Below are 25,203 nucleotides of genomic sequence, written 5' to 3'. Positions count from 1 at the left end.
CCATGCCCGCCCCCGAACCGCCCCGCTGGCGCACCGTCGTCCTCTCCCCGCACTTCGACGACGCCGTCCTGTCCCTCGCCGGACTGCTGCCCGCACTGCCCGCACCCGTCGCCGTCGTCACCGTCTTCGGCGGCGCCCCGGCGCCCGGAGCGCCGGTCTCGTGGTGGGACGGCACCTGCGGGTTCTCCACCGCCGCCGAGGCCCACCGCACCCGCCGCGCCGAGGACGCCCGGGCCTGCGCCCTCCTCGGCGTCGAACAGGTCGTCCTCGGCCATCCCGACGGGCCGTACGGCGACGGCGGGGAACCCGACCTCCTCGACGCCTTCCTGGAGGGCCTCGCCCCCGGCACCCGGATCCTCGCCCCGCTCGGCAGCAACCAGCCCGACCACGCGGGCGTCCGGACGCGCGCCATGAAGGTGCTCGCCGCGCTCGGCGCCCCCGCACCGTGGGTCTACGCCGACCTCCCCTACACCGGGCACCTGCCCGAATGGGGCAGTGACGGGGCGAGCGCCGCCCTGGCGCGGAGCCCGAGGTGCGGACTCGCGTACCAGGAGCTGCTGACGAGCCACCGCACCACCGTCCGTCACGCCCTGGTCCTGACGGACGAACAGTGGCGGGCCAAACACGAGGCCGTCCTGTGCTACGCCTCCCAGCTGGCCGCCCTCGTCCCCGACCACGGCGCCTTCCTCGCCCGCACCGGACCCCTGCGGGCCGAAGTGGTCTGGGAACTGTCGCCCCTGGAGACGCCGTTGGACCCGCCGTGCTGACCCCGGACGGCCCCGGCGCTCCCGGTGCGGACCGGCGCCCCGTCGTGCTGGAGGCGAGCGGCCTGGTCAAGGAGTACCGGCGCGGCCGGGCCGTCGACGGCGTCGGCTTCACCGTCCGCGCGGGAGAGCGCCTGGGCCTGCTCGGCCCCAACGGCGCGGGAAAGACCACCACCCTCCTCATGTGCCTCGGCGCCGTCGAACCCGACGCGGGCCGGGTCGAGATCCTCGGCCGGACGGTGCACGCCGAACGGGCAAGGGCCATGCAGGGTGTCGGCTTCGTCGCGGGCTACCTCCCCCTGCCCGACCGGGTCCGCGTCCGCGAGTACCTGCGGCTCTACGCGGACCTGTACGGGCTGCGCGCCCCCGGCGCCGCCGTGGAGCGGGTCCTGTCCCGGTTCGGCATCGAGCACCTCGCCGTCGCCATCGGCACCGAACTGTCCAGCGGCCAGCGCACCCTGGTCGGCATCGCCAAGGCCGCCCTGCACGAACCCCGCCTGATGGTCCTGGACGAACCCACCGCCTCCCTCGACCCGGACATCGCGCTGCGCGTGCGCACGGCCCTGCTGTCCCTCTCGGCGGAACAGGGCACCGCCCTGCTGGTCACCAGCCACGACATGGTGGAAGTGGAGCGGCTGTGCGAGCGCGTGATGTTCCTCCACGGCGGCCGGATCGCCGCGGACGGGACACCCGCCGAAGTGGCGCACCGCTTCGGCAGGGCCGACCTGGAGGGCGTCTTCCTGCACCTGGCCGAAGAACGCGACCGCGAAAGGGCGTCCGCCCGATGAGGATCCCCGTCAGCCCCCTCGCCGCGGACGGCGACCGCCCTCCCGCGCTGCGTTCCCCGGCCGTCGCCTCCGCGCACCGGGTGCGCGCCGTCGCCCGCCGCCACTGGCTGGTGCTCAAGCGCAGCCCGCACCGCTTCTTCGACGTACTGGTCTGGCCCCTCGTCGACACCCTGCTCTACGGGTCCATCGGCCTGTTCGCCGCCGAGGCGGCGGGCACCGATCCGGGGGCCGCGACCACGGTGGCCGTGTACCTGCTCAGCGGCACCGTGCTGTGGCACCTGGTCCACCAGACGCAGATCTCGCTCGCGACCGGCTTCCTGGAGGAGACCTGGTCACGGAACCTCCTCGGCCTGCTGGCCACCCCCATGCGGGAGTGGGAGTACCTCGCGGGCGTCGGCCTGTTCGCCCTCCTGCGCACCGCGGCGAGTACGGCCGCGGTCGCCGCACTCGCCTTCGCCGCCTACGCCTTCGACGTCACGGCACTCGGCCTCGGCCTGATCCCGGTGGCGGCCCTGCTGCTCGCCTGCGGCTGGTCGGTGGCCCTCCTGGTGGTGGGCCTGGTGCTGCGCTACGGCAGCGGGGCCGAAGCCCTGGTCTGGGGCGCCCTGTCCGTGGTGATGCCGCTGTCGGGCGTCTTCTACCCGGTCTCCACGCTCCCGGCCGCCCTGCGTCCCCTCGCCCAAGTCCTGCCCACCACGCACGTGTTCGCCGCCGGGCGGGCCCTGACCGCAGGCGGGGCCGTGCCGTGGCGGGAGCTGGGCACCGCCGCCGCCGGGACCCTCGTCCTGATGCTGCTCAGCCTCTACGCGCTGAACCGCATGATGCGCTCCTTCCGCAGACGGGGCCTGGTGACGCGGTACTCCTGACCAGTGCCGTGACCGGAAAGGCCACAGCGCTAGCCCCTCCCGCCGCCGGGCCCCCCGCCCTCCGGCTCCGGCGCCGTCCGGTCCGGGCACTGCGGGCGGCCGGACGACAGGAGCGGGTCGTCCAGGAGCACCAGCCGGTACCCCGCCCGGCGCGCCCGGCCCTCCGTGGTCCGGCGCCGCGGGCCGGTGCCGTGCCTCTTCGGCGACCGGGCCCGTTGCGCCGCCGCGATCAGGGCCGCGACGGGTGGCGCCTCGGCCCGCAGACGGTTGAACCGGCGCACCGAGATCCCGACCAGGCCCGCCGCCGCCGGCCACGTCGCGCCCTTGCGGATCGCGTTGAGGACCAGCTGGAGGGCGGCCGGAGTCGGCGCCGCGCCGGGTCCGAGGCCGTGCGCCGAGGCGAGGGCCTGTCCGGCCCGGATCGCCTCGGCGAAACTGGCGTCGAGAGCCAGCCAGTCGCGGAGCATGTGCTCGGGTATGCCCGCGGCGGCGGCGCACCCCGGGATGGTCAGTCCCTGCGCCGCTCCCCGTACGGCTTCCGCCATGTGCGCGATGGTCTCCTCGCGCTGGCTGGGCGTGCGGCGCAGTGCGTCGCGCAGCGACCTGTCGATCTCCTCCTGCGAGGTCAGCCATGCCAGTATCCGGTCGGCCCACTGGTCCTGTCGGGCCTGGTGTGATGCGTTCTCCGTCATCCCGTACCCCCATGTGATTAGGGCAGCCTAACCTAAGGATTTGGGTGGGTGGGCGGAGTGGGGAAGTTGGCCGAAGGCATATGCACGGTCCGTCAAGCGGCGGTCCAGCCGCCGTCCATGGGCAGGGAGGCGCCCGTGACGTGCCCGGTGTGCGGGCCGCAGAGCCACAGCGCGACGGCCGCGACCTCCTCGGGTTCGATCAGCCGCTTGATCGCGGAACCCCGCAGCAGCACCTCGCCGACGACCCGTTCGGGCGGGAGGCCGTGTGCCTCCGCCTGGGCGGCGATCTGCCGTTCGACGAGCGGGGTGCGCACGTAGCCGGGGTTCACGCAGTTGCTCGTCACGCCGTGCGGCGCACCTTCCAGGGCGGTGACCTTGCTGAGCCCTTCCAGCGCGTGCTTGGCCGTCACGTAGCCGGACTTGAAGGCGCTGGCCCTCAGGCCGTGCACGCTGGAGACGTTGACCACCCGGCCCCAGCCCCGCGCGTACATGTGGGGGAGGGTCCGGCGCAGCAGCAGGAAGGGCGCGGTGACCATCACCTTCTGGAGCAGCTCGAACCGCTCGGGCGGGAAGTCCTCTATGGCCGCGACGTGTTGGAGTCCGGCGTTGTTGACCAGGATGTCGAGATCGGCGGGCAGGGCCGCGATCGCGGCCGGATCCGCGAGGTCCGCCGGATGGGCCCGCCCGCCCACGAGCTCCGCCACGTGCGCGGCGGCCCCCGCGTCGACGTCCACGACGTGGACGATGGCCCCCGCGGCGGCCAGCGCCACGGCGCAGGCCCGCCCGATGCCGCTCCCGCCGCCCGTCACCATGGCCGTACGCCCGCCCAGCCCGCCGGCCGGGAGCCCGGGCACCGTTCCACCGAATCCGCTCGTCATGACCGAACGTTAAGGACGTGCGCCGGGCCCTGCCGATGTGCGCCGCCCCCACACTCCGGGCCCCGGACGTGGCGGCGGCCACCACCGGCCCCCCGGAAGGGGGGAGCCGATGGTGGCCGGGGCGGGGCGGCGGCCGGTCAGCGCCGGAGGATCCTGCGCGACACGCGGTTGCCGAGGAACTGGGCGGACTGCACCAGGATGATGAGGACCAGCACCGTCACCACCATGACGGAGGTGTCGAAGCGCAGGTAGCCGTAGGTCATGGCGAGGTTTCCGACGCCTCCGCCGCCGACCGTCCCGGCCACCGCCGAGAAGTCGATGAGCGCGACGAGCATGAAGGTCAGGCCGAGGACGAGCGGCCCCAGGGCCTCGGGGACGAGCACCGTGAGCAGGATGCGCAGCGGTCCGGCCCCCATCGAGCGGGCCGCCTCGATGACGCCCGGTTCGACGGAGAGCAGGTTCGACTCGACGATCCGCGCGATCCCGAAGGTGGCCACGATCGTCATCGGGAAGATCGCGGCATCGGTGCCGATCATGGTGCCGACCACGGCCCGGGTGACGGGGGCCAGGGCCACGATCGCGATGATGAACGGCACCGGCCGGATGACGTTGATGAACGTGCCCAGGACCGCGTGCACGATCCGGTTCGGCAGGATGCCGCCCTTGCGGGTGGCGTAGAGGGACAGCCCCACCACGAGCCCGCCGACGGTGGAGAGCGCGAGCGTGATCAGCACCATGTAGACGGTCTCGCCGGTCGCCTCGACGACCTTGGGCCAGAAGGTGCTCCAGTCCGCCTTCACGCGGCACCCACCTCCCGGCCGGCGCCCGCGCCGAGTCCGGCGGCCACGGCCTCGACGGCCCGCGCCTCGCCCCGCAGTTCGATGGTCACGCTGCCGAGGGGCCTGCCGCGGACCTCGCCGACGCCTCCGTGGACGAACGTGAAGTCCACGCCGTGCTCGCGCAGCAGCGGCGAGAGCCCGTCCGTCACCGGGGCCCCGTCGACGACCGGGAGCGTGACCAGCCGTCCCGGATGGCGGGCGCGCAGCCGGTCGAGGAGCGGGCCGTCGGGTTCGCTGTGCAGCGCCGAGCGCACGAAGGCGGCCGTGGTGCGGTGGCGCGGCCGCGCGAACACCTCGTAGACCTCGCCGCTCTCCACGACCCGGCCGTCCTCCATGACGGCGACCCGGTCGCACAGGGAACGGACGACCTCCATCTCGTGGGTGATCAGGACGATGGTGACGCCCAGTTCGCGGTTGACCCGGCGCAGCAGGGCCAGGACCTCCTGGGTGGTCTGCGGATCGAGGGCCGAGGTGGCCTCGTCGCACAGCAGCACCTTCGGGCGGGTGGCCAGCGCGCGGGCGATGCCGACGCGCTGGCGCTGTCCGCCGGACAGCTGCTCGGGGTAACGCTTGCCGTGCCCGGAGAGGCCGACGAAGTCCAGGGTCTCCTCGGCGCGCGCCCGGGCGGACGCGCGGTCCATCCCGGCCAGGCGCAGCGGGTAGAGGACGTTGCCGAGGACGGTGCGGGAGCGGAAGAGGTTGAACTGCTGGAAGATCATGCCGATCTCGCGGCGGATCGGACGCAACGCGCGCTCGCCGAGCGCGGCGAGGTCCTGGCCGTCGACGAGGACGCTGCCCGAGGTCGGCTCCTCCAGGCCGTTGACCAGGCGCAGGAGGGTGGACTTGCCCGCGCCGCTGTGCCCGACGACCCCGAAGACGCTGCCCGCCGCGACGGACAGGCTCACCCCGTCGACGGCACGCGCCCCGCCGGGGAACTCCTTGTGGACGTCCCGCAGTTCGACCGCGGCCGTCATCGGCCCAGCTGCTTCGCTACGCGGGCGAGCTCGGCGCGCAGCTCGGCGGCGGGCAGTTCGACGTGGTGGGCGGTGCCGTTGCTGGTGCGGCGGACCTCGTCCTGCACGGCCTTCGACGCGTACAGCTTCACGATCTTCTCGTAGTCCGCGTTGTCCTTCTGGTCCGCGCGGGCGGCGATCACGTTCAGGTAGGGGACGGCCTGCGGGCTGGTGGGATCGTCCTTGAACAGCGCGGTCTTGGCGTCGATGCCGGCGAGTTCGGCGACCCCGTCGTTGATGATCGCGGCGTCGGTGTCCTTGAGCGTGCGGGGGGTCTGCTGGGCGTTCACCGGGGTGAGCTTGATGTGCTTGGGGTTGGAGGTGATGTCGTCAGGGGTGGCGAACAGCCCGGCGTCCTTCTTCAGCTCGATGAGCTTCGCCTGTTCCAGCACGCGCAGGGCCCGGCCCTGGTTCGCGGGGTCGTTGGGCAGTGCGATCCCGGCCTGGTCGGGCAGGTCCGCGAGCTGCTTGTGCTTGCCGGAGTAGAGACCGAGCGGCACCACCGTGGTCGCGGCGATCGGCGCGATGTCGGTCTTGTTCTCGGTGTTCGACTGGGCGAGGAAGACCAGGTGCTGGAAGGCGTTGAGCTCGATGTCGCCCGCGCTGAGGGCCTTGTTGGGCAGCGAGTAGTCGTCGAAGACGACGGTCTCGACCGTGAGCCCCTCCTTCTTCGCCTCCTTGGCGAGGACGTCCCACTCGGGGGAGTCGCCCGCCACGCCCACGCGGATGCGCCGCTCGTCGGAGCCGCCGAACCCGCAGCCGGAGACGAGGAGCGCGAGGGCGGTGGCGGAGGTCGCGAGGGCGAGCGCGGTACGGCGGCGCGGAGATACAGCAAGCATCGTGGGATCCAGTGGTAGACGAAACGCGTCAAGCGAGGTACCTACGAACGGTAGGCATGGATCCCGGAAAAGACTTGGTTTGAAAGATCGTATTCACGATCCTGCAATGAATCTCAGGTGGTGGGTGGGGGTGGGGGTGGGGGTGGGGTGGCTGGGACGGCCGGGGTGTGCGCGGGTCTCATGACCCCCGCCGGGTACTGCTCGCCCAGGACGGTGTCGAACAGGCTCGTCACCTCCTGCGCGGTCAGTCCGTGCTCCCGCGCCTCGCGCATCCACTCGCCGAGCCGGGCCCGCACGGGCGACTCCGGGGCGGTCCGGGACGTGGCCAGCGTGCGCGTGATGAAGGTGCCCGACCCCTGGCGCACCTCCACCAGCCCGGACCGCTCCAGTTCCCGGTACGCCTTGAGGGTGGTGTTGGGGTTCACCTTCGTGGTGGCGGCGACCTGCGCCGCGGTGGGCAGCTTGTCCCCCTCGGCCAACGCCCCCATGCGGAGCGCCTGCTCCACCTGGTGGACGATCTGGAGGTAGGCGGGCAGACCGCTGCGTCGTTCGATGCGGAACACGACCACGGCGCCCGCCTCCTTGATCCCTCGTCGGTCGATCCCTTGCGGATCCGGTCCAGCCTAGGCGGTTGCCGCCCTACATCCGGCCCCTGCCGGTCCGCAGCGCGCACACGCCCAGGAGCAGGACGGCGGCCGCCAGCAGCACCCCCGCGTAGGTCCACTGCATGCCCGCCATCTGGTCGCGGCCGAAGTAGTCCCAGACCGAGTTGACGATGCCGCGTTCGCTGCGGCAGGCCTCGGGCGAGGACTCGTGCGCACAGGTGCTCCAGCCGTAGAGCCTGCCCGACGCCGTCCCCACCCACTGGTCGATCTGCACCGCGTGGTCGAGGACGGCCGGCGGGGTGCTGTCGAGCGGGAAGGCGAGCCTGCGCGGCGTGGCGAGCCGGTCCCGGAAGAGGGAGGCCGCGAACAGGGAGGCGGCCGAGATCAGGAAGGTGAGGGTCATGGCGGGCGTGACCCGCCGCAGCAGGGTGCCGACCGCCAGGCCGAGCGAGGTGGTGAACAGGGCGGTGGCCACGAGGACGGGACCCGTGGTGTCGAACACCGAGCCGGTCAGCCAGTCGTCGGGGGCGAACGGTCCGACGGAGCGCCACCACCAGGCGTAGAGCAGGCCCAGGACCGCCGTCGGCACCGTCACGAGGATCAGCGCGAACGACAGCTTGGCCAGCAGCCACTGACGCAGGGTCACCGACTGCGTGGTGACGAGGCGCACCGTGCCGTGCTCGTGGTCGGCGGCGATGAGCGGTGCGCCGAGGAACGCGCCGAGCAGGACGGGCAGGAAGCCCAGTGTCGATCCGCCGGACTCCAGGTCGTTGGAGATCCGGTTGCTCAGGGCCTCGTCGACGGAGCCGGGTGTGCCGGGCCAGCCGGCGCCGTGCAGGGCGTCCAGCATCGCGCCGCGCTGGTACACGATCCAGGCCGCCCCGATCACGGTGACCGCGAGGCAGGACAGGAGGGCGGCGCGGTGCTGGTGCACCATGAGCCAGGCCAGCCCGCGCAGCGCGCGGGGACCGGACGGCTTGCGGTCCCGCGTCGCGGGGCCCCGGGTGAGCGTGTTCATGCGGCGCGGTCCTCTCGGTGGCCGGGAACGGAGCTGGGCGAGAGCAGGGCGGGGGCCTGCGGCGAGCGGAGGTAGGCGAGCAGCACTTCCTCCAGGCTGGGCTCGGCCGGCTGCCACTCCGGGCCGATCGGCGCCTCGCGGCGCACCAGTGCGGTGAAGTGCCGCCCCGAGGTCCGGGCCTCGATCAGGGTGTGGGCGGCGAGGGCGGCGGGCAGTGCGCCGCCCTCGTCGGTCACGCCCGTCACCAGGGTGTGCATCGGGAGCAGCTCGTCGGTGTCGCCCGCCATGCGGACGCGCCCGTCGGCGAGGACCAGCAGGTGGTCGCACATGTCCTCGATCTCGCTCAGCAGGTGCGAGGACAGCAGGACCGTCGTTCCGTGCTCGGCCGCCTCGGAGAGGAGCAGCGAGCCGATCTCGTCCCGGGCCACCGGATCGAGATCGGCCATCGGCTCGTCGAGGAGCAGCAGTTCGGGCCGCTTGCCGAAGGCGAGCGCGAGGGCCACGCGGGTGTGCTGGCCCCCCGAGAGGTCCCCGATCCGCGCCTCCATCGGCACGTTGCCGCCGCGCACGATCCGTTCCGCCGCCTCCTGGTCCCAGGCCGGGTTGAGCTCCTGCCCCATGCGCAGGGTCCGGGCGACGGTGAAGCGCTTGAAGAGCGGCTTGTCCTGTCCGAGGTAGGCCCAGCGGGTCCGGGTGTCCTCCGAGCCGACGGGACGGCCGAAGACGCTCAGCTCACCGGCCGTCGGCTCGACGAGCCGGGTCGCCAGGCCGAGCAGGGTGCTCTTGCCGGCGCCGTTGGGTCCCACCAGCGCGGCGATACGGCCGGCGGGTATCCGGAACGAGGCGTTTCGAAGTGCCCACCCCCGGCGGTACCTCTTGCCCAGCCCGCGCGCCTCGACGGCCCACCGGTTGTCGGCCGCAGCGTCATCATCGGTCGTCTTGCGCACGGCGTCCCCCCTCTCTCCATGAATCCACTAGATGAGTAGTGGAATAATGGACTCGGGTCCGGCCCCTGTCAAACCTTCGGTTCCGGCAGCGGCTTCGCCGCGCAGGAGGAATCCCGGGCCGGCAGCCGTCCGTCGAGCAGGAACTCCTCCACGTAGGCGTCCGCACAGGCGTGGTGCGACTGGTAGGCGACGTGGTCACCGCCCCCGATGGTGATCAGACGCGAACCCGCGAGCGCCCGGTGCGACCGCAGGGCGCCCTCGTAGTGGGTCGCCGGGTCACGGAGCGAGCTCAGCATCAGGACCGGCGGCAGCCCCTTGCCGGTGACCTCGACGCGCGGCGCGGTGGAGCGCGGCCAGGCGGCGCAGACCGACGCGAAGGTCAGCTCCCGCGCCCCTGCCATCGGGTACCGGCGGGTGTCCGCGGCGCTCCTGGCCACCCAGTGGCCGGTGTCCCGCGTCCAGGGGGTGTCGGAGCAGGTGACGGAGAAGTAGGCGGCGGCGAACTCCGCCGACATCGGGTGCCCGAGCTTGCGGGCGACGGCCCGCCTGACCTCGGGCGGCGCGTCCTGCGGGCGTTCCAGGACGCCGAACGCCGCCGCGATCTGGGGGAAGGAGTCGCCGTCGTAGATGACTCCGGTCGTGGCCGCGTCGAGGTGGTTGGCCGTCACCACGGTCCCGTCGAGGTCGAGCGGCCGGTCCCGCAGGCCGCGGCGGAGCCGCTCGTACCCGGCCTTCGCCTCCCGGGGCGTGCGGCCCATGTGGTAGGTGGCGTCGTTCTTCGCGAGCCACGGCAGGAAGTCCTCCTCGAACCGGCGCTGGAAGCTCAGAGGCTGCCCCGTCGAGAAGGACTCCCAGCCACCGCTGAAGTCGACGGTGCTGTCCAGCACGAACCGGTCGACTCGGCCGGGGAACCCGCTCGCGTAGTACGCGCCGAGGAATCCGGCGTACGAGGGGCCGTAGTAGGAGACCCGCTCGGCCCCCAGCAGGCTCCGGTAGAGGTCCATGTCGTGCGTCACCTGGGCGGTCGTCAGGTAGGGGAGCAGATCGCCCGAGTTGCGGCGGCAGTCCTCCACGAAGCCCCGGGTGCGCTCCAGGGTGGCGCGGACCGCCCCTTCCGAACGGTCGCGCAGGTCACCGCTGCCGAACAGGGCGTCCACGGTGTCCTGGTCCGAGCAGACCACCTTGGTGCTCGCCCCGATGCCGCGCTGGTCGAAACCGACGATGTCGTAGGCGGCCGCCAGTTCCGGTGCGTACGAGGCCAGCCCCGCGGGCCGCCCCAGACCCGAGGCTCCCGGCCCGCCCGCCGCCGTCAGCAGGACGCCGCGCCGGGCGGCGGAGCCCGTGGCACGGTGCCGGGACACCGCGACCGTGAGGTCCGGCCCCGCGTCGGGGTGGTACCAGTCGCGCGGCACCGCCATCGCGGCGCACTCCAGCGCCCCGTCCGGGCAGGCGTGCCAGTCGAGCCGCTGCTGGGCGTACCGCGCCGGAACGGGCGGCGCCCCGGCCGGTGCCGCGGCGCCGGCCGCGGATGCCGGCAGGGCGGAGAGGGCGAGGACCGCGCAGGCGGCGGCCGCGGCCCATCGTGCGGGGCGCACACTGGAAAACTGCATGTGAAGGGCTCTTCCCGTCGGTGTGGATCGGCTCCGCCAAGCCTCTCCGAGGGGACGCCCCGTGACGATCGTGCTGCTGCCCGTACCGGGGGTGGTGCTGGTGCCACCCCCGGTGCGGGTCCCGGGATCAGGGCCGGGCCATCGGCGGGGCCGGCAGCGGTGCGCCCTCCGTGGCGCGCAGGGCGAGGAGCACGATGGCGTCGGTCCAGCCGAGCGGAACGACCGCCTTCGGGCGGCCGTCGGGGCTGACCGTCTCGGGGAGTTCACCGAGCGCGTTGCGCTTGGACAGCACCCAGTCCACGACCGCGTCGGCCTTCTCCCGTTCCCCCGTGCCGGCCCACGCGAGCGCGAAGAAGGAGGTACTGGGCGTCCAGGTGATGTCGCCCCACGGGGCATCGGGATCGTCGCCGGGGATCACGCCGCCGTTGGGCCGCAGCAGCGCCCCGTACGTGTCGTCGAGGGCGCGGGGGAGACCGGCGGGGGCCTGGTTGAACGGCGGCGCCATGAACGCGACGGCGCTGTCCCGGCCGTGCAGCCCGTCGGCGGTCCGCGGATAGCCGAGCGGGGCGAACCGCCGCTCGATGCCCGCGGACAGCCGCTGCGCCGCGACGGCCCACCGGGTGGCGTCCTGCGTACGGCCCAGACCCCGCGCCAGGTCCGCGGCCGCGTTCAGCCCCGCCAGCAGGGGCGCCGCCGTCCCGATGTTGACGGTGTCGGTGGACAGTTCCCAGTAGTCGGGAGAAGCCGGGGGCAGGCCGTCGGCGTCGAGGCTCCCGGCCGCGTGGTCCGCCGCCTTGCGGAGCATCGGGTAGAGGGCCTCCAGCCGCGCCGCGCGGCCCGCCTCCGGGGCCGTCCGGTACCACTGCCACGTGGCCCAGGGCACCCAGCCGTTGCCGTCGAGCTGCCACGGCCTGTCGTCCGGCGGCCCGGAACCGTCCAGCCGCGTACGGGCCTCCCAGGTGCCGTCGGCGCGCTGCGTCCCCGCGTTGTACCGCAGGATCCGGTACGCCTCCTCGTCGTACCCGCAGTGCGCGAACGCCACGGCGGCGAAGCTGGAGTCGCGCGGCCAGGAGAAGTCCCAGAACGGTGACCAGGCCGCGGCGAAGGAACCGTTCGGCCGCAGCAGCGCCCGCATGGACAGCAGGGCCCGCTCGGCGCTTTCGCGCCGGGCCCCCGCCGCGCCCGGGATCCGGCCCGCCGCGAGCCACGCCCGGGACTCGGCGATCTGCTCCAGGGCGAGCGCGTCGTCCGCTTCGACGACGACGGAGGCGGCCCTGCCGGCCGGCAGGTACCGCCACCGCCCGGACGGCAGGCGCAGCACGTTGCCGCCGGTCACGTACCGGGCGCCGACGGCGAACTCCGGAGTGACCGCCTCCACGTCGGTGCCGTTGGAGAGCAGGCCCGACGTCCGCGCGATCCGGTCGGCGGCCGGCACGTAGCAGGGATCCGTCTCGCCGCACCGCTCCGCACCGGCCGGGTTCACGTGGAACGCCAGCCGGGACGCGACCGCCTCCCAGCGGCCGGCCGGCCCGTCGCGGTGCCAGCTCACCGGCGCACCGGCGGCCGTCTGCCGGGTTCCGTGCCAGACGACCGGCTTGCCGTCCGGGGTCGTCGCCTGCGCGAACAGGTAGTACGGGGTGTCCGGCGTCACGGCGGCGTCCAGGGGAACCTCCACCCAGCCCGCGCCCGCACCGCCCAGCGCCGCCACGTCGACCGTACGGGAGGCGATCGCGGACCCGGAGTCCTCCCGGGTACCGCGGACCTCGACCCGTACCCGGCCGCCGGCCGCCGTGCTGCTCAGGTACAGGCTGACCCGTGACAGGCGGGCGTCGGCCGTCCTGAACTCCTGCGCGGCCGCGCTGCCGGCGGCCGCGATGCCGATCAGGGCCGCGTCGTGCAGCGCCTGCCCGTCAGGGGGGACCCCGTCGCGCGCGCTCGCCGGCCCGCCGGCTCCGCACAACAGCGTGGACAGCAGGGCCGTGGCCAACGCGGCGGACCTCGTACGCACCATGCTTCTCCCTTCGGGTGATCCGGACGTCAAACGAGAGACGGGCATGGAGGGTGGCGCGCTCCTCTCCGAGGGTGACTCGTGTGATGGGCGGACCATCGCAGGACCGCCCGGCCGCGCCGGAACCGGACCCGTCTGGACGAACCGCGGCCCGGGGGCGGTCATCCGCGGACGTCATCCCACGGATGTAGGGAGGGACGGGTGTTGCATCCGTGGACCGATGGCAGCCGCGGGACAGCTTCCTAGCCTGGACACACCGGGTCGCGGGGAGCACCCCCGACGACGTACATCGCCGTGAGGACACCAATGAGGCGCGCGTTCCTGGCTGTTGCGGCAGCCGCCCTGCTCATGACCGGTACGGCCCAGGCGGGTTCGGCCCGGGCCGCGGCCACACCGGCGCACGCGCCGCGGGACGCCCCGGCGTTGCCGCGGCCGACCGGCGGACACCCGGTCGGCATGACCACCGTCCACCTGAAGGACGAGGACCGGGCCGACCCGTGGGTGCCGCAGGAGCGCCGGGAACTGATGGTGTCGCTCTGGTACCCGGCGAAGAAGCCCTCGCGCACGCCCGCGCCCTACATGACGGAGGAGGAGTCCCGCAGGTACGTCGAATCCAACCGGGCCGTCGTACCGCAAGAAGTGCCTTCGGACGTACTGACGACCGTGGTCACCCACGCGACCGTCGACGCCAAGCCGGTGACCGCGCGCGGCAGGCTGCCCCTGGTCGTGCTCTCGCCCGGCTTCGGCATGCCGCGCGCCACCCTGACGGGCCTCGCCGAGGAACTCGCCTCACGCGGCTACGTCGTCGCCGGCATCGGGCACAACCACGAGGCCGTCGGCATCACCTTCCCCGACGGCCGCACGACCGGCTGCGAGGCCTGCCCCGCCCCGGACTTCCCGCGCGTCGGGGCCGAACGCGCCCGCGACGTCTCCTTCGTCCTCGACGAGCTCACCGGCCGGCACCCGAAGTGGAAGGGCGGCACGCTCATCGACACCGGCCGCATCGCCATGGTCGGACACTCGGCGGGCGGCTTCAGCGCCGTCCCGGCCATGCTGGGAGACCCCCGCATCAAGGCGGGCGTCAACATGGACGGCAACTTCCGCTTCCCCAACGACGTCCCGCTGGACCGGCCCTTCCTGATGCTCGGCAAGCCCGGCCACGTCCCGGGCGGCGGCGACCGGACCTGGGACGAGACCTGGAGCGAACTGACCGGCTGGAAGCGCTGGCTGACCGTCGACGGCACCGAACACACCTCCTTCGGCGACATGGCGACCGTCGGCAAGCAGCTGGGCATCAGGCTCCAGCCCCTCGACGGAGACCGCTGCGACGCCCTCCTGCGCGCGTACGTCGGCGCCTTCGTCGACACCCACCTGAAGGGACGCCCGGCCCCCCTCCTGGACGGCCCCTCGGCGCACCACCCCGAGGTCCGGTTCCACGGCTAGGCCGTAGGGCCCACGGGGTCGCGACGGCCGGCAAGGCACCGGAGCCGCAGAGCCCCGCCCCCCCCCCGGATTTCGCCGGAGGGGGGGCGGGGCTGCCGGGCCGGCCGTCAGCGGGTCAGCAGCTGGCCCGCGACCGACGCCGGGACCGGGGCGAGACCCGCCGGCCGGGTGGTGAAGGTGCCCCGGCCCTGGGTCCGGCCCCGCAGCCGGGACGCGTACCCGAACAGCTCGGCCAGCGGCACCACCGCCGTGATCACCGAGGTGCCCGCCCCGGCCGTGGACCCCGAGACCCGGCCGCGGCGCGCCGCGAGATCACCGAGGACGCCGCCGACACCGTCCTCCGGGACGGTCACCGTGACCTCCACGACCGGCTCCAGCAGCTCCACCGTGCTCGCCCGCAGCGCCTCGCGCAGGCCGAACCGGCCCGCCGCCCGGAACGCCATCTCCGAGGAGTCCTTGGAGTGGGTCGCCCCGTCGGTGAGCGTCACGCGCAGCCCCGTCACCGGGAACCCGCCCAGCGGACCCTCCGCCAGGGCGTCCCGGCAGCCGGCCTCCACGGCACGCGCGTACTCCTGCGGCACCCGCCCGCCGACGACCGCCGACCGGAACACGAAACCGGGCTCCTCCAGCGGCTCCACGTCGAGGACGACGTGCGCGAACTGGCCCGCGCCACCGTCCTGTTTGACGTGCCGGTGGACCAGACCGCTCACCCCGCGCACGACGGTCTCCCGGTAGGAGACCTGCGGCTGCCCGACGGCCACCTCCACCCCGTGCCCGCGCCGGACCTTCTCCACCGCGACCTCCAGGTGCAGCTCGCCCAGGCCCGACAGCACGGTCTGGCCGGTCTCCGCGTCGGAACGCACCACCAGCGAAGGATCCTCCTCCGCCAGCCGCGCCAGCGCCACGGCGAGCCGCCCCGTGTCGGTGCCGCGCACGGCCTCCACCGCCACCGACACCACCGGCTCCGCCACCGAGGGCGGTTCCAGCAGCACGGGGGCGTCCGGAGCGCACAGCGTCGTACCGGCCCGGGCCGTCTTCGGCCCGATCACGGCGACGATGTCACCGGCCACCGCCTCCTCCCGTTCCTCGTGCCGGTCGGCCTGCACCCGCAGGATCCGGCCGACCCGTTCGGTACGGCCCGTACCGGGGTCCAGTACGGACGCGCCCTTGCGCAGGGTGCCCGAGTAGACCCGCAGGTAGGTGAGCCGCCCCGTCGCCGTGGCCGTCACCTTGAAGGCGAGCGCCGCGAACGGCTCCGCCGGATCGGGGGCGCGTTCCTGCTCCGCACCGCCGGCCGTGCCGCGCACCGGCGGCATGTCCGCGGGCGACGGCAGGTACGCCACGACCGCGTCCAGCAGCGGCTCGATCCCCCGGTTGCGGTACGCCGAACCGCACAGCACCACCACCGCCTCGCCCCGCAGCGTCAGCTCCCGCAGGGCGCGGGCCAGGGTCGCCCCGCTCAGGGACGACTGCGCGCAGAACTCCTCCAGCGCCCGCGCGTCGAGTTCGGCGACCGTCTCCTCCAGGAGCCGGCGGCGCCGCAGCGCCTCCTCGCGCAGCGGTTCGGGAACCGGACCCGTCTCGTACGCGCCGTCGCCGTCGGGCCAGAGCAGCGCCCGCATCCCCACCAGGTCCACGACCCCGCGGAAGCCGTCCTCCCGCCCGACGGGCAGCTGGACCACCAGGGGTACGGCGCCCAGCCGGTCGCGGATCGACGCGACCGCGGCGTCCAGGTCGGCGCCCGCCCGGTCGAGCTTGTTGACGAACGCGATCCGCGGTACGCCGTACCGGTCCGCCTGCCGCCACACCGACTCGCTCTGCGGTTCGACGCCCGCGACGGCGTCGAACACCGCCACCGCTCCGTCGAGCACCCGCAGGGAGCGCTCGACCTCGTCGGCGAAGTCGACGTGCCCCGGGGTGTCGATGAGGTTGACGCGGTGCCCGTCCCAGGTACAGCTCACGGCCGCCGCGAAGATGGTGATGCCGCGGTCGCGTTCCTGGGCGTCGTAGTCGGTGACGGTGGTGCCGTGGTGGACCTCGCCCCGCTTGTGGACGGCGCCGGTCGCGAAGAGGATCCGCTCGGTGAGGGTGGTCTTGCCCGCGTCGACGTGGGCCAGGATGCCCAGGTTCCGCAGGGTGGTGCGGGCGGGGGAGGAGGGGACGGTGGATCGCCGGTCGGTGCGCATGGCCCGAGGCCTTTCGAACGAAGAGGAAGAGGGCGGCGCGATTCCCGGACACCGGACCTGTCCGCCTTCCCGTGCGCCCGGCCGTCCCCGGCGCCGGCCCGTGCCGGAACGGCACCCGGGCGGGCGGAGCGGGGAAAACGGAAGGGCGGGGCGGAGGCTAGAGGTGTGTCACGGGCCTACGGTGACGGCCGCGCAGCCGGCACCGCACGGTGCGAGACACCGGGATCACGTCGTACCGGGACGGGGGAACGAAGGCGGCGGTGCGGTACGTGCACATGGCCCGGTTCCCCTTCTCTTCGCTCGGCATCGGACGCGCGGGCCCCGGGTCGTGTCGTCCCGGTCGGCGGCGCGCACGGCGAGTCTAGGCAACAGGGGCGGGGCACGGCACCGCATTTGTTCGCGGCGGCCGGTCCCCGCGCGCCGCGCCCGGCAGGACGATCTCCCGCGCGCACCGCGCCGGGCAGGCCGATGCCGACGCGCCGGGCACGGCGCGCCGGGCCGGGGCGGGCGCGCGGGGTTACCGTCGGCGGCATGGACGGTGACCGCCGAAGGTGGCGTCAGTGCGTGCTCGGCGGGGCGGTGTTCGCCGTGTGCATGGCCGGCACCACCCTGCCGACCCCCCTCTACGGCCTTTACCAGGAGAAGTTCGGCTTCTCCGAACTGATGGTGACCGTCGTCTACGCGGTGTACGCCTTCGGGGTCATCGGCGTCCTGCTGCTGGCCGGCAACGCCTCGGACGCCGTGGGCAGAAAACCGGTCCTGCTGGCCGGCCTCGGCTTCGCCGTCGCGAGCGCTGTCTGCTTCCTCTGCGCCACCGCGATGGGCTGGCTGTACGCGGGACGGCTGCTGTCCGGCCTGTCCGCGGGCCTGTTCACCGGGGCCGCCACCGCCTACGTGATGGAGCTGGCCCCCCGGGGCGGCGCCTCCCGGGCCACGCTCGTGGCGACCGCCGCCAACATGGGCGGCCTGGGCTGCGGCCCCCTGCTCGCCGGCATCCTCGCCCAGTACGCGCCCTGGCCCCTCTACCTGCCGTTCGTCGTGCACCTCGCCTTGGTGGCGGCGTCGGCCGCCGTCCTGCTGCGGCTCCCGGAGACCGTACGGGAACGGCGTCCGCTGAGCACCGTACGACCCCAGCGGCCCGGCGTGCCCGCCGAGGTGCGGTCGGTGTTCGGGCCCGCCGCGATCGCCTCGTTCGTGGGGTTCGCCCTGTTCGGGGTGTTCACCTCGGTCAGCCCGGCGTTCCTCGCGGAATCCCTCGACGTGCACAACCGCGCCGTGAGCGGTCTCGTCGTCGCCCTGGCCTTCTTCGCCTCGACCGCCGGACAACTGGTGGTCGGCCGGGTCGGTGTGGGCCGCTCCCTGCCGCTGGGCTGCGCCGGCCTGCTCGCCGGCCTGGCCCTGCTCGCGGGCGCGCTGTGGTGGGACCAGCTGTGGCTGGTGGTGCTGAGCGCGCTCGTCGGCGGGGCCGGGCAGGGCCTCGCGTTCCGCGGGGCGATGTCTGCGGTGACCGCCGCCTCTCCCGCGGACCGGCGCGCGGCGGTGATCTCGACCCTGTTCGTGGTGGCGTACACGGGCATCTCGGTGCCGGTGATCGGAGTGGGCGTCCTGTCGGGCCCGATGGGCCTGGAGGGGGCCGGGCTGGTGTTCATCGCCTGTATGGCCGTCCTGGTCGGCGCCGCGGCCGCCTACCTGCTCCGCAGACCCGTACGGGTGGGGTGACGGACGGTCGGCGCCGCCCCGCTCGGCGACAACCCCCTTGGTTCCCGCAGGCGTTCACCTCGTCCGGCGGCGTTGCGGCGTGCGCGAGGAGGCTCGGTAGGACACCGTGGGGACCGCCCGGACCGACCCGCTGGCGCTACCCGAGGAGACCTTCCGTGAACTGGACGCTCGAAGTCGTACCGGTCCCTGTCGCCGACATGGACCGCGCGAAGGAGTTCTACGCAGACAAGGCCGGGTTCAAGGTCGACCTCGACGACGAGGTCGCCCCCGGCGTGCGCATCATCCAGATGACGCCGGCCGGCTCGCGCTGTTCCATCGCGATGCTCCAGGGGATGCCCGCCGCGCCCGGGACGAAGCAGATGGCCCCCGGCACCCTGCAGGGCCTCCAGATCTGCGTCACCGACATCGAGGCGGCCCGCGAGGAGCTCCTCGCCCGGGGCGTGGACGTCTCCCCGGTCCGCCACGTCGGGGCCACCGGATGGGAGGACGGCAAGGGCGGCACCTGGAACTCCTTCATGACCTTCGAGGACCCGGACGGCAACGGCTGGGTCGTCCAGGAGGCCCCCTCGGAGCTGTCGGAACGCTGAATCTCCGGCAGAAGACGATCGGGGAGGGCGGCTTGACCCTGACGTGCGGGTCAGGGGTTAGCGTCACCGCACCCCGGCCGCGCCCCGCGCGGCCGCCGCCCCCGATCCGCCCGGGAGACCCGCATGCCCGTGACCGTCCTGCCCCGCACCGGCCGCGAGGTCCGTCTCGCCGCCGTCCCCGACAGGCTGCCCGCACCGGAGCACTTCGCCGTCGTCGAGACCCCGCTGCCCGAACCCGAGCCGGGCCAGGTGCTCGTCAGGAACACCCACTTCCTCGTTTTCCCCGGTCTGCGCACCCTGATCGGCGGGGAGACCGACGGCCTGCCGCTCCCGCTGCTGCACGTCGGCGACACCCTCTTCGGCCCCGCCGTCGGCGAGGTCGTCGCCGCGCCGCCCGGCAGCACGCCGCGTACCGGTACCGCGGTCACGCACATGCTCGGCTGGCGCGAGTACGCCCTGGTTCCCGCCGCCGCCTGCACCCCGCTGGGCGACGCGCTGCCCCACCCGGTCGAGCACCTCGCCCAGGGCTCCGCCGCCTACGGAGCCCTCACCCGCCTCGCCGGGGTACGCCCCGGCGACGTCGTCCTCGTCACAGGAGCCGCCGGCGCCGTCGGTACCCTGGCGGGGCAGATCGCCCGCCTCCTGGGCGCCGCCAAGGTGATCGGCACCACCGGTACGCCCGCCAAGGCCGCGCGCCTCGTCTCCGAACTGGGCTACGACGCCGTCCTGCTCCGCGGCACCGGCCGGCCCCTCGCCGCGCAGCTCGCCGAGGCGGCGCCGGAGGGAGTCGACGCCGTCTTGGACACGGTCGGCGGGGAACAGCTGACCGCGGCACTCGGCGCGGCCCGGCAGGGCGCCCGCGTCGCCCTCGTCGGCACCCTGGCCGGACAGCTGTCGCGGCGCCGGGCCGGCGGCAGCGCACCGGCCGAGATCGACACCTTCCGCATCGTCGTCAAAGGCCTCTCGCTGCGCGGCTACAGCGGCGCCGACCACCCCGACGTGGCGGACGAATGGGCCGGCCGGTTCGGCGGCTGGCTGCGCTCCGGTGAGATCACCTTCCCCCACACCCGGATCACGGGCATCGAACGGGCCCCCCGCGCGTTGCAGGAGTTGATCGAAGGCCGGCACTTCGGGGCAGTCGTCGTGGAACTCCGCTCCGGTGCGGCGGGCGGCGGGGGAGAGGAAGGCGGGTCGGCATGAGGATCGGCGAGGCGGCCGCGGCGGCCGGGGCGACGCCCAGGGCACTGCGGTTCTACGAACAGCGCGGGCTGCTCCCCCCGCCCGCGCGCACGGCTTCGGGGCAACGGGAGTACGGGCCCGGCGAGATCGCGAGGGTCCGCGTCATCCGGAGCCTGCTGGCCCTCGGGCTCACCGTCGAGGACCTGCGCGCCCGCGCCGACCGCCTCCACCTGCTCGACGGGGACCCGCAGCCGTCCTGCGGCGCCACCGTGCCCGGCGCCTCCCCGGTGGTCGCCCGCCGGCTCGCCGTCCTCGACGCCGAGATCGCCCGGCTCACCCGGCTGCGCGAGAACCTGGCCCGCGAGGCCGCCGCCGACCGCTGATCCGGCACCGGTGGCGGCCCGGGCGGTCGCCGACCGCGCTCCGCATGCCCCCGGACACGGCGGGTATGCGCGGGCCATGACGGTCAAGAAGACGAGCGTTCTCGTACTGGACTGCGCCGAGCCCCAGGCCCTGGCCCTCTTCTACGCCCAACTCCTCGACGCCGACGTCCGGATGGGGGAGGACCCGGACATGGTCGAAGTGGTCGGCACCACCGGAGTGCACCTCGCGGTGCGCCGGGACCACGGATACGCGCCACCGAGCTGGCCGCGCCCCGAGGACTCCCAGCAAGCACACCTCAGGATCCAGGTCGCCGCGGCCGACCTCGACGAAGCCGAACGCGAAGCGGTCTCCTTCGGGGCCCGCCCGCTGGAGTCCGGCCTCGGGGACGGGCCGCACGAAGCCCGCCTGTTCAGCGACCCGGCCGGACACTCCTTCACCCTCGCGGGCCAGGCCTCCACGCCCTGAGGGTCCCCGCCCCCGGCTCGTACGAGGGGGCGTGCGCTGGTGTGTGAGGGGCGCGGAAAGAAGCGCGTGCGCCACTTCCGGAAGATTTCGCGGGACCGGCCTGCACGATCGGGCGCGTTCTTCGATGGGGTGGGTCCTGGGGGCGCACCGCGCCGCCGCGGCTACCGGACCCGGGGGCGAGTACGCCGCTCCGCACACACCACTTGGGAGGTTTCACGTCACGTGAATGTCGTCGAGATGGTCGCCCTCGTCCGGATACTCGCCACCGCGGTCCGTGTTCGCACAGCCGATCCGACCCGGGCGCCCAGGCCCGCGCCGGGAGCCGGAGTCCAACCGTGGGGGAACGCATGAGCGAGGGCGAGTACGACCCATCGGGAGACCAGGCGGTCTCCAGCGAGCTGGCGGGCGTCCTGCCCGTGGAGTTCACCGCGTTCCATTCCCAGCAGCACCGCGCCTACCTGCGCTACGCCCACCTCCAGCTGGGCAACGCCAAGATGGCCGAAGAGGTCGTCGACGACGTGTTCACCTTCCTGCTGAAGGTGTGGAGCCAAGCACTGAGGGAGGCCAGCCTCCACGGATTCGCCTGGGCGGTGCTGCGCGAACACGTGGAACGGAGACTGGCCGTCCTGGCCCGGCCGGTCGCGATGGTGGAGACGGCCTGGTTCGCCGCGCTGCGCCGGACCTCCCGCGAACGCCTGGAACTGCTGGAGTCCAAGCTCGGCCTGTACGCGGCGATCGCCGAACTGTCCGAGCGCCAGTACGACGTCGTCCTGCTGACGTTCCTGCTGGGCAACGAATCCGACACGGTCGCCCGGATGATGGGGATCTCCCCCGCGACGGTCCGCTCGCACATCCGCGGCGCCCGCCGAACCCTGTCCCGCAAGCTCGGGGTGGACTGGATCCCCGGAGAGGAGAAGGAGCAGTGAGCGACATGCCCCGTGACCGCGACATGGCGCTGTGCGAGCTGGACGCGGCCCTGAAGGACGCGCTGGTGCTCGTGGAGGAGTACGCGGGTTACGACGAGGGCGCCGCCCGGCGCCGCATCGCCCGCCGCATCGCCGCCGACCGCGCCCGGTCGTCGACCGGAACGGTCTGCGGTACGGCCGCCCCGCCCCGGAGCTACGACTCGCCGGCCGCGTCCGACGAACTGGTCCTGGACGCCGCCTGCCACGTACGGTCCGCGCGCGTACTGGACGACGTCACCTGGGCCCTCGTGGAGAGCCGGGACTTCGCCGAACTCGCCCTGGAGGCCGGATCCTGGCCCCACGGCGAGGACTCTGCCCTGCTGTTCGGCTGCCTCCTGCACCTGACCGACCGGACCGAGGGCGCCCGCTTCTGGTTCCAGTACGCGGCCGGAGCGGGCTCGCGGACCGCCGCGGACTGCCTCTACCTGCACCACCTGGCCCGCGCCGAGGTCCGCACGGCCCGCCACTGGAAGGAGCAGGCCCAGGCCCTGCCCCCCGACACGCGCCTGCCCACCCTGCCCCCGATCCCGCAGGACCTCGAAGAGGCCCTCGGTGCCTCCGTCATCTGGACCTCACCGCCCATCACCACCCAGGACCTGACCGGCCTCGCCTGCGGACCGGGCCGATCGGGCCGGCCCCCGTACCGGCTCCCCCTCCGGCTGCGCCAGGCCGTCACGGCGCGCACCGGGAAGGAACACCCCGACCTGGGGGACGTGTTCACCCCCAGCCGGCAGATCGCCGTGGCCGTGGCCCAGTACGCCCGGCTCGACACCCCGCAGCTGACACAACTGGCCGGCACGTGGACCTGCGGCACCCCCGGGCGGCCCCAGCCGCCGAGCGCCGCACGGCCGGCCCCCGACGGCCGGCCCGCGTCCGCACCGCTGGAATCCGTCCACCAGGCGCTGCGCGTCCTGGAGGTCATCAACCGGCACTCCGGCGGCGTCGGCCTCACCCAGATCGCCCGCGCGACGAAACTGCCCCAACTGGTCCTCGCCCGGGCCATGGAGCAGCTGATCCGGGCCGACCTGGCCACCCCGGTCGGGCCGGACGCCTACACCGCGGGCAATGCCCTCCTGCTGACCGGATCGGTGTCCGGATCCGCGCCCGGAGAAGGCCGGGACCAGCTGAGGGAGACCCTCGCCTGGGTCCGCGACGCGGTCGGAGCGGCCGTCTACGTCGCCCGCTACACCGATGGAGAGGTCTCCATCACCCAGTACGCCGACGGCCCGGCCGCCCCGCTGGTGGAGGAGTGGGTCGACTTCCGTGCCGCCGCCCACGCGTCCGCCGTCGGCAAGGCCCTCCTCGCCCAGCTCGGCCCGGCCGACCGCAGGGACCACCTGGCCCGGCACAGGATGGCCCGCTTCACCTCGCACACCCTCACCAGTCCGGAGGTCCTCTTCCACCAGCTCGACACCCGCCCGCCCAACGCGCCCCTCGTCGACCTCCAGGAGTACGCCCTCGGCACGGTCTGCGCCGCCGTGCCCATCACCGCGGGCCCGAACCCGGAATGCGTGGCCCTGTCCATCCCCGTCCCGGATCCGCTCCGGCTGGGGCAGGCGGCACGGATCCTGCAGAGCGAGGCCGCGGCGGTCTTACTCGCCCTCATCGTCGCCGGCAGCACCGGACCCGCGGCCCCCGCGAAGGCCCCCGACGACGAGGCGCCCCGACCGGGTTCCGCCGGACTGGAGAACACGGTCCTTTCCCCGACCGCGTAGGCACCGCGAGCGGAACGCTGCGGCAGCGGTGGCGCGCACGGCCGTGGAGGAACTCCCTCCAGGGCGCGCCGCCCCTGTCGCCTCCGCCTATGGTGGGAGAGGGGCACATCCCTCGGAGCGTGCCATGCGATGCGCGACCCTGCTCTGCGCCGCGGCCCTGACCGCCCTGACCCTCGGCGCCACCGGCCCACCGGCCGCGGACGACCCCCGGCTCGCGGAGTTCTACCGGCAGAAGATCGCCTGGGGTCCGTGCCCGGCTTCCTACCCCGCCCCCATGCGGTGCGGGAAGCTCACGGTTCCCCTCGACTACGCGCACCCCTCCCGGGGCACCATCGAGCTCGCCCTGTCCCGGATCCCGGCCACCGGGCCGCACCGGCTGGGCTCGCTGGTGCTCAACTACGGCGGCCCCGGCGTCGGCGGCGCCGGAACCACGGCCAAGCGCACCGACCGCTGGCGGGACCTCGCCCGGTCCTACGACATCGTCGGCTTCGACCCCCGGGGCATCGCCGAGAGCGCCCCCATCAGCTGCGGCGGCGCCCTCCCGCTCGTCGGCACCGAGTACATGGACGCCTCCGAACTGCGGGGCGCGATCGAGGCGGCGAACCGCGCCTGCGAACGCCGCAGCGGCCCGATCCTGGAGCACGTCGGCACGGTCGACGTCACCCGCGACATGGACGTCCTGCGCGCCGCGCTGGGCGATCCGAAGCTGAACTACCTGGGCGCCTCGTACGGCACCCGGATCGGCGCCGTCTACGCCGCGCAGTTCCCTCGGCACGTCGGCCGGATGGTGCTCGACGGAGTCGACACGCTCTCCAAACCCCTGGACGAACAGGCGCTGGACGTCGTGAAGGGCCAACAGCTCGCCTTCGAGGGCTTCGTCGCCTGGTGCACCGAACAGCCGGGCTGCGTCTACGCGGGCATGGATCCGCGGAAGGCATTGGAGAAGGCCGAGCGACTGGTCGCCGAGCTGGACGCGGACCCGCTGACCACCAAGGACGGCAAGGAGTTCAACGGCCAGTCGCTGGCCTTCGCCATCGAGAACGAGCTGTACACGACGCACGACTGGCCGGAGCTCGCACGCGGCCTGGGCCTGCTGGAGCGGAAGGGCGACCTGACGGTCCTGGCGGACCAGGCCGAGCCGGAGTCGGACAACGAGGGCGCCGCGTGGACGTTCGTGAACTGCTCCGACTACACCGACCGCGGCGCCGGGGGCGACGCCGAGGCCCTCCAGCGGAAGCTCGACGCCCTGCGTCCGGAATTCCAGGAGGCGTCCCCGATCTTCGGGCGCGGAGAGCTCTCGGAGATCGAACTCTGCCACGGCCGGCCCCCGGCCGACCGGACCGTCGCCGACGTCGACCACCCCGGAGCGCCGCCGATGCTCCTGATCGGTGTCCGCAACGACCCCGCGACCCCGTACCCCTGGACCGAGGAGACGGCCCGGCGCCTCGGTTCGGCCGTGGTCGTCGGCTACGAGGGCCACGGGCACACCGGCTACACCCACTCGAAGTGCGTCAAGCAGCACGTCGACCGCTTCCTGGAGACGGGGCGGCTGCCGGGCGGCAACGGCGGCAACGGCGGCAACGGTGCCGATACCGTCTGCCCCGCCGAGAAGGTGGACGCGAAGGGCGGGTAGGCCGCCGGGCCGGCAACCGCCGGGTGCCGGACGGCGTCCCCGCTGCCGGGGGTGGTGTTC

22 protein-coding genes and 1 pseudogene are annotated in these 25,203 nt (G+C 73.9%); 12 read left to right on the top strand and 11 right to left on the bottom strand.

The annotated features are described in order from the left end of the window. Nucleotides 1-2: 2 nt before the first annotated feature. Genes AC07B0_RS13410 through AC07B0_RS13400 form a run of 3 tightly spaced genes read left to right on the top strand, consistent with a single transcriptional unit; the run spans nucleotide 3 to nucleotide 2,418 of the window. Nucleotides 3-767 (top strand): PIG-L deacetylase family protein, encoded by a 765-nt coding sequence (locus AC07B0_RS13410; RefSeq protein WP_478898092.1) that lies wholly within the window; start codon nucleotides 3-5, stop codon nucleotides 765-767. Continuing rightward, the gene (locus AC07B0_RS13405) at nucleotides 761-1,552 is read left to right on the top strand and encodes an ABC transporter ATP-binding protein (protein WP_469379570.1); all 792 of its coding nucleotides are present in this window, start codon (nucleotides 761-763) and stop codon (nucleotides 1,550-1,552) included. Before AC07B0_RS13410 ends, AC07B0_RS13405 begins: the two co-directional genes overlap by 7 nt. After that, nucleotides 1,549-2,418 carry an ABC transporter permease gene (locus AC07B0_RS13400; RefSeq protein WP_478898090.1) on the top strand — a complete coding sequence of 290 codons (870 nt, stop codon included), beginning with the start codon at nucleotides 1,549-1,551 and terminating at the stop codon, nucleotides 2,416-2,418. Before AC07B0_RS13405 ends, AC07B0_RS13400 begins: the two co-directional genes overlap by 4 nt. Before the next feature lie 29 nt (nucleotides 2,419-2,447). Here AC07B0_RS13400 and AC07B0_RS13395 read toward each other — a convergent pair whose 3' ends face one another. From AC07B0_RS13395 to AC07B0_RS13350, 10 genes are all read right to left on the bottom strand, one after another. Beyond that, nucleotides 2,448-3,110: a hypothetical protein gene (locus tag AC07B0_RS13395; RefSeq protein ID WP_467297301.1), complete on the bottom strand. Its 663-nt coding sequence runs from the start codon at nucleotides 3,108-3,110 to the stop codon at nucleotides 2,448-2,450. 92 nt (nucleotides 3,111-3,202) lie between these two features. After that, nucleotides 3,203-3,988 carry a 3-hydroxybutyrate dehydrogenase gene (locus AC07B0_RS13390; RefSeq protein WP_469379575.1) on the bottom strand — a complete coding sequence of 262 codons (786 nt, stop codon included), beginning with the start codon at nucleotides 3,986-3,988 and terminating at the stop codon, nucleotides 3,203-3,205. 137 nt (nucleotides 3,989-4,125) lie between these two features. Next, the gene (locus AC07B0_RS13385) at nucleotides 4,126-4,788 is read right to left on the bottom strand and encodes a methionine ABC transporter permease (RefSeq protein WP_356873223.1); all 663 of its coding nucleotides are present in this window, start codon (nucleotides 4,786-4,788) and stop codon (nucleotides 4,126-4,128) included. Continuing rightward, nucleotides 4,785-5,801, bottom strand: a complete 1,017-nt coding sequence (locus AC07B0_RS13380; protein ID WP_469379578.1) for a methionine ABC transporter ATP-binding protein — start codon at nucleotides 5,799-5,801, stop codon at nucleotides 4,785-4,787. The genes AC07B0_RS13385 and AC07B0_RS13380 overlap by 4 nt, the downstream gene beginning before the upstream one ends. After that, nucleotides 5,798-6,679: a MetQ/NlpA family ABC transporter substrate-binding protein gene (locus tag AC07B0_RS13375; RefSeq protein ID WP_356873219.1), complete on the bottom strand. Its 882-nt coding sequence runs from the start codon at nucleotides 6,677-6,679 to the stop codon at nucleotides 5,798-5,800. The genes AC07B0_RS13380 and AC07B0_RS13375 overlap by 4 nt, the downstream gene beginning before the upstream one ends. Before the next feature lie 113 nt (nucleotides 6,680-6,792). Next, the gene (locus tag AC07B0_RS13370) at nucleotides 6,793-7,248 is read right to left on the bottom strand and encodes a GntR family transcriptional regulator (protein WP_478898087.1); all 456 of its coding nucleotides are present in this window, start codon (nucleotides 7,246-7,248) and stop codon (nucleotides 6,793-6,795) included. 70 nt (nucleotides 7,249-7,318) lie between these two features. Beyond that, the gene (locus AC07B0_RS13365) at nucleotides 7,319-8,302 is read right to left on the bottom strand and encodes an ABC transporter permease (protein WP_356873215.1); all 984 of its coding nucleotides are present in this window, start codon (nucleotides 8,300-8,302) and stop codon (nucleotides 7,319-7,321) included. Then, entirely contained in the window at nucleotides 8,299-9,249 is a 951-nt protein-coding gene (locus AC07B0_RS13360; RefSeq protein WP_478898085.1) for an ABC transporter ATP-binding protein, read from the bottom strand. Before AC07B0_RS13360 ends, AC07B0_RS13365 begins: the two co-directional genes overlap by 4 nt. Nucleotides 9,250-9,317: 68 nt before the next feature. Further along, on the bottom strand, nucleotides 9,318-10,859 hold the full coding sequence (locus AC07B0_RS13355; protein ID WP_478898083.1) for an alpha/beta hydrolase: 1,542 nt from the start codon (nucleotides 10,857-10,859) through the stop codon (nucleotides 9,318-9,320). A gap of 127 nt (nucleotides 10,860-10,986) precedes the next feature. Next, nucleotides 10,987-12,870 (bottom strand): glycoside hydrolase family 15 protein, encoded by a 1,884-nt coding sequence (locus AC07B0_RS13350; RefSeq protein WP_478898082.1) that lies wholly within the window; start codon nucleotides 12,868-12,870, stop codon nucleotides 10,987-10,989. A 303-nt stretch (nucleotides 12,871-13,173) separates the two neighbouring features. Here AC07B0_RS13350 and AC07B0_RS13345 point away from each other — a divergent pair, with 303 nt between their 5' ends. Beyond that, nucleotides 13,174-14,310, top strand: a complete 1,137-nt coding sequence (locus tag AC07B0_RS13345) for an alpha/beta hydrolase family protein (protein ID WP_478898080.1) — start codon at nucleotides 13,174-13,176, stop codon at nucleotides 14,308-14,310. A 107-nt stretch (nucleotides 14,311-14,417) separates the two neighbouring features. Here the strand turns inward: AC07B0_RS13345 and fusA are convergent, their stop codons facing one another. Continuing rightward, nucleotides 14,418-16,496 carry an elongation factor G gene (fusA, locus tag AC07B0_RS13340; RefSeq protein ID WP_478898078.1) on the bottom strand — a complete coding sequence of 693 codons (2,079 nt, stop codon included), beginning with the start codon at nucleotides 16,494-16,496 and terminating at the stop codon, nucleotides 14,418-14,420. 531 nt (nucleotides 16,497-17,027) lie between these two features. Here fusA and AC07B0_RS13335 point away from each other — a divergent pair. The 8 genes and pseudogenes from AC07B0_RS13335 (at nucleotide 17,028) to AC07B0_RS13300 (ending at nucleotide 25,143) form a co-directional block, all read left to right on the top strand. Then, on the top strand, nucleotides 17,028-18,215 hold the full coding sequence (locus tag AC07B0_RS13335) for an MFS transporter (protein WP_478898076.1): 1,188 nt from the start codon (nucleotides 17,028-17,030) through the stop codon (nucleotides 18,213-18,215). Between the two features lie 155 nt (nucleotides 18,216-18,370). Further along, nucleotides 18,371-18,802: a VOC family protein gene (locus AC07B0_RS13330; RefSeq protein WP_478898074.1), complete on the top strand. Its 432-nt coding sequence runs from the start codon at nucleotides 18,371-18,373 to the stop codon at nucleotides 18,800-18,802. A 123-nt stretch (nucleotides 18,803-18,925) separates the two neighbouring features. Next, on the top strand, nucleotides 18,926-20,002 hold the full coding sequence (locus AC07B0_RS13325) for an MDR family NADP-dependent oxidoreductase (RefSeq protein ID WP_478898073.1): 1,077 nt from the start codon (nucleotides 18,926-18,928) through the stop codon (nucleotides 20,000-20,002). Further along, nucleotides 19,999-20,364: a MerR family transcriptional regulator gene (locus AC07B0_RS13320; protein WP_467297274.1), complete on the top strand. Its 366-nt coding sequence runs from the start codon at nucleotides 19,999-20,001 to the stop codon at nucleotides 20,362-20,364. Before AC07B0_RS13325 ends, AC07B0_RS13320 begins: the two co-directional genes overlap by 4 nt. A gap of 76 nt (nucleotides 20,365-20,440) precedes the next feature. Further along, on the top strand, nucleotides 20,441-20,830 hold the full coding sequence (locus tag AC07B0_RS13315; protein ID WP_356873261.1) for a VOC family protein: 390 nt from the start codon (nucleotides 20,441-20,443) through the stop codon (nucleotides 20,828-20,830). 347 nt (nucleotides 20,831-21,177) lie between these two features. Then, complete coding sequence (locus AC07B0_RS13310; protein WP_356873197.1) at nucleotides 21,178-21,756, top strand: RNA polymerase sigma factor; 579 nt, start codon at nucleotides 21,178-21,180, stop codon at nucleotides 21,754-21,756. Between the two features lie 818 nt (nucleotides 21,757-22,574). After that, nucleotides 22,575-23,405 (top strand): annotated as a pseudogene (locus AC07B0_RS13305) (IclR family transcriptional regulator); the annotation flags it as partial. Between the two features lie 229 nt (nucleotides 23,406-23,634). After that, nucleotides 23,635-25,143: an alpha/beta hydrolase gene (locus AC07B0_RS13300; protein WP_478898071.1), complete on the top strand. Its 1,509-nt coding sequence runs from the start codon at nucleotides 23,635-23,637 to the stop codon at nucleotides 25,141-25,143. Nucleotides 25,144-25,203 lie beyond the last annotated feature (60 nt).

This window comes from Streptomyces sp. NPDC044704 (genome assembly GCF_056433525.1).
This window is presented reverse-complemented; position numbering and strand designations above follow the sequence as displayed.